At 65.2% G+C, this 8,868-nt stretch carries 10 protein-coding genes; 9 read left to right on the plus strand and 1 reads right to left on the minus strand.

Translation table 11 applies throughout. The features are described from left to right. Nucleotides 1-48: 48 nt before the first annotated feature. From AC1DY5_RS31145 to AC1DY5_RS31185, 9 genes are all read left to right on the plus strand, one after another. Nucleotides 49-222: a Flp family type IVb pilin gene (locus AC1DY5_RS31145; protein WP_478117747.1), complete on the plus strand. Its 174-nt coding sequence runs from the start codon at nt 49-51 to the stop codon at nt 220-222. Between the two features lie 35 nt (nt 223-257). Then, complete coding sequence (locus AC1DY5_RS31150; RefSeq protein WP_478117748.1) at nt 258-1,529, plus strand: pilus assembly protein TadG-related protein; 1,272 nt, start codon at nt 258-260, stop codon at nt 1,527-1,529. A 5-nt stretch (nt 1,530-1,534) separates the two neighbouring features. Beyond that, on the plus strand, nt 1,535-2,023 hold the full coding sequence (locus tag AC1DY5_RS31155) for a TadE/TadG family type IV pilus assembly protein (RefSeq protein ID WP_478117749.1): 489 nt from the start codon (nt 1,535-1,537) through the stop codon (nt 2,021-2,023). Beyond that, entirely contained in the window at nt 2,020-2,451 is a 432-nt protein-coding gene (locus AC1DY5_RS31160; RefSeq protein ID WP_478117751.1) for a TadE/TadG family type IV pilus assembly protein, read from the plus strand. The genes AC1DY5_RS31155 and AC1DY5_RS31160 overlap by 4 nt, the downstream gene beginning before the upstream one ends. Before the next feature lie 10 nt (nt 2,452-2,461). Continuing rightward, entirely contained in the window at nt 2,462-3,613 is a 1,152-nt protein-coding gene (locus AC1DY5_RS31165) for a CpaE/TadZ family protein (protein ID WP_478117753.1), read from the plus strand. 17 nt (nt 3,614-3,630) lie between these two features. Next, nucleotides 3,631-5,001, plus strand: a complete 1,371-nt coding sequence (locus AC1DY5_RS31170) for a CpaF family protein (protein WP_478117754.1) — start codon at nt 3,631-3,633, stop codon at nt 4,999-5,001. Nucleotides 5,002-5,012: 11 nt separating this feature from the next. Beyond that, on the plus strand, nt 5,013-6,002 hold the full coding sequence (locus AC1DY5_RS31175; protein ID WP_478117755.1) for a type II secretion system F family protein: 990 nt from the start codon (nt 5,013-5,015) through the stop codon (nt 6,000-6,002). Between the two features lie 10 nt (nt 6,003-6,012). Continuing rightward, a complete protein-coding gene (locus tag AC1DY5_RS31180) occupies nt 6,013-6,924 on the plus strand; it encodes a type II secretion system F family protein (protein WP_478117757.1) in 912 nt (303 codons plus the stop codon). Nucleotides 6,925-7,187: 263 nt separating this feature from the next. Continuing rightward, the gene (locus tag AC1DY5_RS31185; RefSeq protein WP_478117759.1) at nt 7,188-8,474 is read left to right on the plus strand and encodes a hypothetical protein; all 1,287 of its coding nucleotides are present in this window, start codon (nt 7,188-7,190) and stop codon (nt 8,472-8,474) included. A 198-nt stretch (nt 8,475-8,672) separates the two neighbouring features. Here the strand turns inward: AC1DY5_RS31185 and AC1DY5_RS31190 are convergent. After that, nucleotides 8,673-8,868: transposase (locus AC1DY5_RS31190; protein ID WP_478117760.1), on the minus strand; the 196-nt coding region annotated here is incomplete at its 5' end.

An 8,868-nucleotide genomic window follows, 5' to 3' on the forward strand; every position in this document is an offset into this window, starting at 1 on the left:
TGCCCGCCTATTTGCTGCGCGACGAGGAAGGCGCATTGGTCATCGAATATGCCCGCCAATTTGCTGCGCGACGAGGAAGGCGCATTGGTCATCGAATACGCGCTGATCGTCGCGCTCATTTCGATCGCGCTGGTGCTAGGGCTTCAGCCGCTGCTGATCGGATCGAGCTTTTCCACCTTCATCGCGCGATTCGCAACCTGCCTGACAGCGACCTGCGTCTGACCCTTCGCCCCACGACCCCGATCAGAGATTCGACCATGCGCAAGCTCACCAGCCTTCGTCGACAACAAGGCGCCGTGATCGTCACGACGGCGCTGGTCCTGCTGTTCCTGCTCGGCTTCATGGGCATCGCTCTGGACTTCGGGCACCTGTTCGTCGTCAAGACCGAACTGCAGACGGCCATGGACAGCTGCGCCCTGTCGGCCGCGCAGGAACTCGACGGGCAGAGCACCGCATTGACCCGCGCCATCAGTGCCGGCATGACCGCCGGCAACCTCAATCGCGTCAACATGCAATCGACCAACTGGAGCGGGCAGGGCCAGATTGTCGCGACCAACATCACCTTCAAGGATTCGGCTTACGTCCCGACCACCGTCCCCGCCGCCGCGCGCTATGCGCAGTGCCAGCACACGCAGTCGAACGTGGTCACGCGGCTGATGCAGGCCATGGGCGCCTTCAACGGGGACACAGCCGCCAATCCGGGCACGCGCCAGGTTGTGGCCTCGGCGGTGGCGACACGCGCCAGCGCGCAGACCACCTGCCCGATCCCCATTGCGATGAAGCCCAAGGCCGGCGGCACCRCTCCCAACTACGGATTCACCGTCGGCGAATGGGTGGTTTTGATCAACGCGCAGAGCGCGGCACAGGGCGGCGAGATCGGCTGGGCCAACCTCGACGGCAGCAACAGTGCCTCCGAAACCGAAGCCGAGATGAACGGCCATTGCGGAACGCGCGYGGGCGACAACCTGGGCACGCCCGGAGTGCAGACTTCCGTGGCCGATGCATGGAATGCCCGCTTCGGCATCTACAAGAACACCAGCGGCCCGGCGATCAAGCATCCCGATTTCACGGGCTACGCCTACACCACGACCAACTGGCCGGCCGCCTTTAACGCGTACGACGGCACGCCCGGCGCCGGCGCACACCCCAGCGCGCAGAACTTCGTGACCAAGCGCGCGGCATACGCCTCTTGTGCCRATACCGGCACCAGGGTCAACGGCTCGAACAGCTGCGAGTCGATCACGGGGCTGTCGCTCAACAGCTTCCAGAATCTGGCGGCGCCCGGCAACACGACGGGCGGCCACATGCAGTACGGGGCCAGCCGGCGCATCGTCACGGTGCCCGTGATCAACGGAGCCAACAGCGTGATCGATTACGCATGCATGCTGATGCTGCAGCCGCTCACGATCCCGATGTCCGCGGCCAAGCTGGAGTTCAGGGGCAATGCCGGCGCGACGGGGAGTCCCTGCACAACCAACGGACTGCCCGGCGGCTCGGCGGGGCCGCTCGTTCCGGTACTGGTCCGGTGAACCCCATGAAGACCATGAAGACCATGAAGACCATGAAGACCATGAAGACCAGGCAAGGGGGCGTGGCCCTGGTGGAGCTGGCGCTGATCATTCCCTTCCTGCTCTTGCTCACCTTCATCACGACTGAACTCGGTCGGGCGATGTACGAGTACAACGCCGTCACCAAGTCGACGCGCGACGCGGTGCGCTACTTGTCGTTCCAGACGCCCGGCACCCACATCACGGAGGCGCGCAACCTGATGGTGTACGGCAACCTCGCCGGCACGGGAACGCCGCTGGCGCGCGGCCTCACCCTCGCCAATGTCCCGGCGGCGAGTTGCTGCACCTGGCAGACCACCGGCAGCAATCCGGTGGTCACCACCGTCACCGTGCGGGTGAGCAGCTACAGCTTCCATTCGATGGTCTCCAGCATCTTCGGGATGGTCACCATCGGCGACGCCAACGGGAACATCGTCTTCAGCGACATCACCGCCACTATGAGGGCCCAGACATGATCCATCGCCAGATCGGTGCCACCACGGTCGAGTTCGCGCTCGCGCTGCTCCTCTTCCTCACCTTCCTGCTGGGCATCATGGATTTCAGCCGCATGCTGTTCACCTGGAGCGCGGCCCAGGAAGCCACCCGCGCGGGCGCCCGATACGCGGCGGTCTGCGACGACACATCGCAGCAGGCGCAGGTGCTGTCCCGAATGCAGGCCATGTTGCCCCAGATCAGCACCATCGGCGTGGCCTGGAGCCCCGCCGGCTGCTCGGCTTCGACCTGCGAAGGCGTGACGGTGACCATCACCGGCCTCAACTACCAGTGGATCTCGCCCGTCGCGGGGCTGGCCGCACGAGCCCCGATTCCGATGCCCACCTTCTCAACCTTCCTGCCTCGCGAAATCATGCGGCAGGACCCGAACAGTGCCGCCATTTGCTCCTGAAGGAACCCCCATGAAGATTGCCGTTATTTCGCCCAACAAGAGCCATCTGCAGGAGATGGGCAAGGTGCTCGAGGCCCGGTCTCACACGGTCGTTCTGACGGAAGGCGGCAAGAGCAGGATGCGCCAGGTGGTGGAGCAGGAGCAGCCCGACCTACTGCTGGTCGACGGCATGTGCTGCGACCCCAACGAACTCGCGATGGTCGAGCATGTGACCACGCACCACCCGCGCACCGCGGTCGTGCTGCTTTGCGCGACCCACACGCCCGACTTCCTGCTGAACTCGATGCGCGCCGGGGTGCGCGAGGTGCTGCCATCGCCGGCCACAGCCGCCGCCCTCGAAGCCGTGGTGCAGCGCGTCGCCGCCAAACTCGCGAGCGCGCACGGCATGCCCGCCGGCAAGGTGCTGGCCTTCATGCCGTGCAAGGGCGGCAGCGGCGCCACCTTCCTGGCCACCAACCTGGCCTGGCAACTTGCCGAGCACAACTCGGTGCTGCTGATCGACCTCAACCTGCAGTTCGGCGACGCGCTGTCCTTCATGAGCGACGACAGGCCGARGTCGACCATTGCCGACGTGGCGCGCGAGTTCAGCCGGCTCGACGCCTCCTTCCTCGCCGCCAGCACGGTCAAGATCACGCCGAGCTTCAGCCTGCTCGCAGCCCCCGAGGACCCCTCGATGGCCATGGAGGTGAAGCCTGAGCACATCGACGCCATCCTGAACCTCGCGGTGCTGCAGCATGACTTCGTGTTGCTCGACATGTCGCGCGCGCTGGACACGCTGTCGATTCGCGCGCTCGACCGCGCGCAGCGCATTTTTCCTGTGCTGCAGGCCGGGCTGCCGGGCCTGCGAAACGCCGCAAAGCTGCTCGGCGTGTTCAAGTCGCTCGGCTACTCGCCGGAGAAGATCGAACTGCTCGTCAATCGCATCGACAAGAGCAGCGAGATCGGTGCACCCGAGGTGCGCCGGTCGCTCGGCGGCACCGGGCAGCGCCTGATTCCCGATTCGCCAAGGGAAGTCAATGCCGCCATCAACCGCGGCATTCCGCTGGCTCAGTTGTCGCGATCGAATCCGGTGGCACGCAGCCTGGCCGAGCTGGTCATGGCGCTGGCGCCGCGGCAGGAAGAAAGCACCAGCCTGTTCAACCGGCTGCTCGGCCGCGCCTGATTCTCGAAAGGTATCCCATGTCCCTGCGCGAAAAGCTCAACGTGGTGGCGAACGACGCCGCCGCCCTTCCTGCCCTGCACGTGGCAGCGGATTCCCACGGCACCGCCAATTCGGAGGCCTACAAGGTGCTCAAGGGCCGGCTGCATCTCAAGCTGCTCGAGAAGTTCGACCTCGCCACGCTCGACACGCTGGCCCCGGAGGCGCTGCGCCAGGAGATCGCGACGATGGTCGGCCGCCTGGTGCAGGAGGACCAGGCCGCGGTCAACGACGTCGAGCGCCGCACGCTGATTCGCGACATCCAGCATGAAATGTTGGGCTTTGGCCCGATCGAGCTGCTGATGGCGGATCCGACGGTGTCCGACATCCTCGTGAACCGCTACGACCAGATCTATGTCGAGCGTCGCGGGCGGCTGGAGCTGACGCCGGTCACTTTCACCGACGAGAAGCACCTGCTGCGCATCATCGACAAGATCGTCTCGCTGGTGGGGCGGCGCATCGACGAGTCGAGCCCGATGGTTGACGCCCGCCTGCCCGACGGCTCGCGCGTGAACGCGGTGATCCCGCCCGTGGCGCTGGACGGTCCGATGATGTCGGTCCGCCGCTTCGCCCACATACCGCTGAAGATGAGCAACCTGGTGGAGGACCTGAAGAGCCTGACGCCGGCGATGGCCTCCATGCTCGAAGGCCTCAGCAAGGCCAAGGTCAACATGCTCATCTCGGGCGGCACGGGCGCCGGCAAGACCACGCTGCTCAACATCCTCTCCGGCTACATCCCCGAGTCCGAACGAGTCGTCACCATCGAGGACGCCGCCGAGTTGCAGATGCAGCAGCCGCACGTGGTGCGCCTGGAGACCCGGCCGGCCAATATCGAGGGCCGCGGCGAGATCACGCAGCGCGCGTTGGTGCGCAATGCGCTGCGCATGCGGCCCGACCGCATCGTGATCGGCGAGGTGCGCGGGGCCGAGGCGGTGGACATGCTGCAGGCCATGAACACGGGCCACGAAGGTTCGTTGACCACCATCCATGCCAACACGCCGCGGGATGCCCTTTCACGGCTCGAGAACATGATCGGCATGGCGAACCTCAACCTGCCGCACCGCGCGGCCCGGCAGCAGATCGCCTCCGCGATCACCGTGGTCATCCAGGCGCTGCGGATGACCGACGGCAAGCGCAAGATCACGAGCATCCAGGAGCTCACCGGCATGGAGGGCGAAGTCGTCACCATGCAGGAGATCTTCGCCTTCCGGCAAACCGGCGTCGGACCGGAGGGGCAGGTGGAGGGCTACTTCCATGCGACCGGCGTGCGGCCGAAGTTCGCCGAACGGCTGCGCGCCTTCGGCGTGCCGTTGCCGGACGCCATGTTCGATCCGGCAAAGCATTACCAGTGAGGGGAGGGGCCATGCAGAACCTCACGGGTAATTCGTTGTTCATGATCGTGGTGCTGGTCTTCGTCGCGGTCTTGCTGCTGCTCGAAGGCCTCTACCTCATGTGGAAGTCGTACAAGGGCCCGGAAGCGCGAAAGCTCGAAAAGCGGCTGCAGGCCCTTTCCGGCTCGGGCGACGGCTCGCCCCAGGCCAGGGTCCTGAAGGAACGGATGCTCAGCGACGTCCCGGCGTTGCAGCGCTGGCTGCTGCGGGTGCCGCGCGCGCACAGGCTGGACCGGCAGATTCTGCAGTCCGGCCTCGACTGGACGGTGTCCAAGCTGCTGCTCGGCTGTATCGGGCTGGGCGTGGTGGGCTTCATTGCCGTGGTGGGGCTGGCGCATCAGTCCGAAGGCTTCGGGCTCATGGCCGGCGTAGCCTGCGCGCTTGCGCCTCTGGCGTACCTTCATCATTGCCGCGCCAAGCGTCTGACACGCATGGAGGCGCAACTGCCCGAAGCGCTCGACCTTGTGACGCGCGCGCTGCGTGCGGGGCATGCCTTCTCATCGGGCCTGCAGATGATCGGCGAGGAAATGGCGGAGCCGATCGCGTCGGAATTCCGTATCGTGCATGACGAAGTGAACTTCGGCGTGTCGCTGCAGCAGGCGCTGACGAATCTGAGCGAGCGCATCCCAATTACCGATGTGCGCTACTTCGTCGTTGCGGTGCTGATCCAGCGCGAGTCGGGCGGCAACCTGACCGAGGTGCTCGGCAACCTCAGCCGTCTGATCCGCGAAAGGCTCAAGCTGTTGGCAAAGGTCCGCGTCCTGTCGTCCGAAGGACGGTTGTCGGCCTGGGTGCTCGGGGTAATGCCCTTCGCGCTCGCTGGAGCCAYGAACCTCGTCAATCCCGAGTTCATGTCGCTCCTGTGGACCGATCCGATCGGCATCGCGATCATCAAGCACATGCTGGTCCTGATGGCGGTCGGCGTTCTCATCCTGCGGCGCATTGTGCGCATCCACGTCTAGGAGCATGTCGATGCTGGTCCTTTCCGCGCTGGTCTTTCTGACCGTGACTCTCGGGCTGATCGGGGCGTACCTGTGGTGGGCACCCACCCGCGCCCAGAAGCGACTGCAGGCGCTGGCGCCAAGCCCCGAGAAATCGGCATGGACCGAGACCATGGTCAAGGTCATCGGCCCCTTCGCACAGCTGTCCTCACCGACCGGCGACGAAGATACGTCGCCCCTGCGGATCAGGTTCCTCCACGCCGRCATCCGGCACCCGGACGCGACTCTGATCTATTTCGGCGTCAAGACCCTGCTGCCCTTCCTGTTTGCTTTCGTGACCTTCGTCCTCCTGCAGGCGACAAATCCGACCGAGGGGCTGACGCTGATCTTCTGGCTCATGGCCGCGGCGCTGGTCGCGTGCTATCTGCCCAACGCGTCTCTCCATCTGCTTTCGAAGGCCCGGAAGCGCGAGATCTTCGAAAACTTTCCCGATGCCGCCGACCTGATGCTGGTCTGCGTGGAGGCCGGCCTGGGCCTCGACGCGGCGCTCACGAAGGTGACGGACGAGATCCGCATCAAGAGCGAAGCGCTGGCACAGGAGCTGCACTGGACCAACCTTGAGATGCGAGCCGGCAGCGCACGCGAGAAGGCGCTGCGCAACCTTGCAATGCGCTCCGGGGTCGAGGAGATCGCCACCTTTGCCACTATGCTGACCCAGGCCGACAAGTTCGGCACCAGCATTGGCGAGTCGCTGCGCGTGTTCTCGGACGACCTGCGCCACAAGCGTCAGGTGCGCGCCGAAGAGCTGGCCGCCAAGGTGCCGACCAAGATGCTGTTCCCGCTGGTGGTGTGCGTGTTTCCCTCGATCATCATGGTGGTCATGGGGCCGGCGGCGATTCAGGTGATCCGCTCGCTGATGCCGATGCTGAGTGGCGATGGCTAGTGCGCTCCCCCAGGAAGATACCAACTTCGAGAAAGGTCGACCGCAGCATGAATTCAACGATCGACGCCAGCGCGGCAGCGCCCGCAGTGCGCACTTGGGGCCTGTCGTGGCCGCTGATCGTCTGGGTCTTCACGATCGTGGCCCTGATCGCGTACCAGCCGAATCTGATGCTGCGGGATGCCGACACCTACTGGCACCTCGCCGCCGGCCGCTGGATTCTGGAGCACGCCTCGGTGCCGACCCTCGACCCGTTCTCGCATTCGATGCCCGGCGTGCCCTGGACGGCGTTCGAGTGGCTGTCCGAACTCGTGATGCTGGGCGTCTATCGACTCGGCGGCTGGGCGGGTCTGGCTGCGCTTGCAGCCTGCAGCTTCGCCCTTGTGCTCGCGCTGTTGATGCGATTCCTGCTGGCTCGCATGGAGCCGGTGCACGCGCTGCTTTTCACCGTGCTTGCCGGGAGCATGCTCTCGACGCACCTGCTCGCGCGGCCTCACGCGATGGCCTGGCTGCTGCTGGCGCTATGGATATCGGCGCTGGTGGACGCGGCGGAGGCGCGCCGCAGGCCGCCGTGGTGGCTGCTTGGCCTGATGGTCCTTTGGGCCAACATGCACGGCAGCTTCGTCCTTGGCCTGTTGCTCGGCGCCGGCATGGCACTGGATGCGGTGCTTGCGCATCCTCGCGGCATGCGCATGGCGCCCGCCAGATCGTGGGGCGTTTTCGTCGCGCTGTCCGCAGGTGCGGCGATGTTGACACCTAGCGGCTGGCAGGTGCTCTGGCATGCGATCTACCTCATGAGGATGAAGGTCGCGCTCGCGCACATCGGAGAGTGGCTGTCGCCGAATTTCCAGCAAGCGAGTTCGCTGGAACTGTGGCTGCTCCTGGTGCTGGCCCTCGCGTTCAGCGGCCGGGTACGCTTGCCGTGGCTGCGAATGGTTCTCGTGCTCGGGCTGATACACCTGGCGCTGAAGCATCAGAGACACATTGCGGTGCTGGGACTCGTTGCTCCGTTCCTGATGGCCACCCCATTCGCGCGGCATTGGTACGCCACGGGAACCCCGAACCGGGACGCACAATCGCTCGACCGATGGTTCCTGTCCCTGGCCGCGCCGGCACGTCCGATGGCCATCGCGGTGTGCGCGTGCGCGACGGCATTATTCGCAGCGGTATCCATGCATCTACGACCGCCCGCGCCCGCGCCCGTGATCACGCCCAAGGCCGCGATCGACGCCGCCATGGCCGCCGGCGCCAAGGGAACGGTGTTGAATGAATACTCTTTCGGCGGCTTTCTTATCTACGAAGGCATCCCGGTGTTCATCGACGGCCGCGCGGACATGTACGGCGACGCATTCCTCGAGAAACTGGTTGATGCACTCAGGCTCAAGGAGCGCAAGCAGTTCCTCGAGATTCTGAACGAGTACAGGTTCGGATGGTCCCTGCTCGCACCCGGAACATCGGCGATCGCGGTGCTCGACGACCTCCCGGGCTGGCGCAGGGTCTATGAAGACGAGACGGCTGTCGTCCATGTGCATGTCGACGCGGCATTGCGCTAGCCTGCATATTTCACCGTAGTGGTGCTGTACAGGGTTGGGGCTGCCATGGCGTTGTTTTCTTCGATGATGAGGGCTGGTTTTCTGTCATTGAGCCGTTGCGCGTGGTCAATGTCGATCGTTTTGACGCGATTACCCCTTCCCCGGCTTGGGTTGCGAGCTGATTTGCTGTCATCGCGCGAGCCAGGCGCTGTATGAAGTTCAGGGTGAGTGCAGTGCGCTCATGGCCTGCGCGAAGATCGGCGCGCTGGGCCAGCTCGAGGCCAGGTACAGCCGGATGCGACGGGTGTTGCGGGTGATCACGGCCGCCACCTTGAGCAGTCTGATACGCGGCGTATCGACCTGCGCGGTGGCCAGCATCGTGCCCTGCAGCGCCAGCGCACGCAGCCACTCGATG

It is taken from the genome of Variovorax sp. P4_D9, from assembly GCF_056401695.1.

Coding starts and splice junctions, on each gene's coding strand:
- AC1DY5_RS31145 (WP_478117747.1), top strand. CDS start 49: ATGCCCGCCAATTTGCTGCGCGACGAGGAAGGCGCATTGGTCATCGAA.
- AC1DY5_RS31155 (WP_478117749.1), top strand. CDS start 1,535: ATGAAGACCATGAAGACCATGAAGACCATGAAGACCATGAAGACCAGG.
- AC1DY5_RS31160 (WP_478117751.1), top strand. CDS start 2,020: ATGATCCATCGCCAGATCGGTGCCACCACGGTCGAGTTCGCGCTCGCG.
- AC1DY5_RS31170 (WP_478117754.1), top strand. CDS start 3,631: ATGTCCCTGCGCGAAAAGCTCAACGTGGTGGCGAACGACGCCGCCGCC.
- AC1DY5_RS31185 (WP_478117759.1), top strand. CDS start 7,188: ATGCCCGGCGTGCCCTGGACGGCGTTCGAGTGGCTGTCCGAACTCGTG.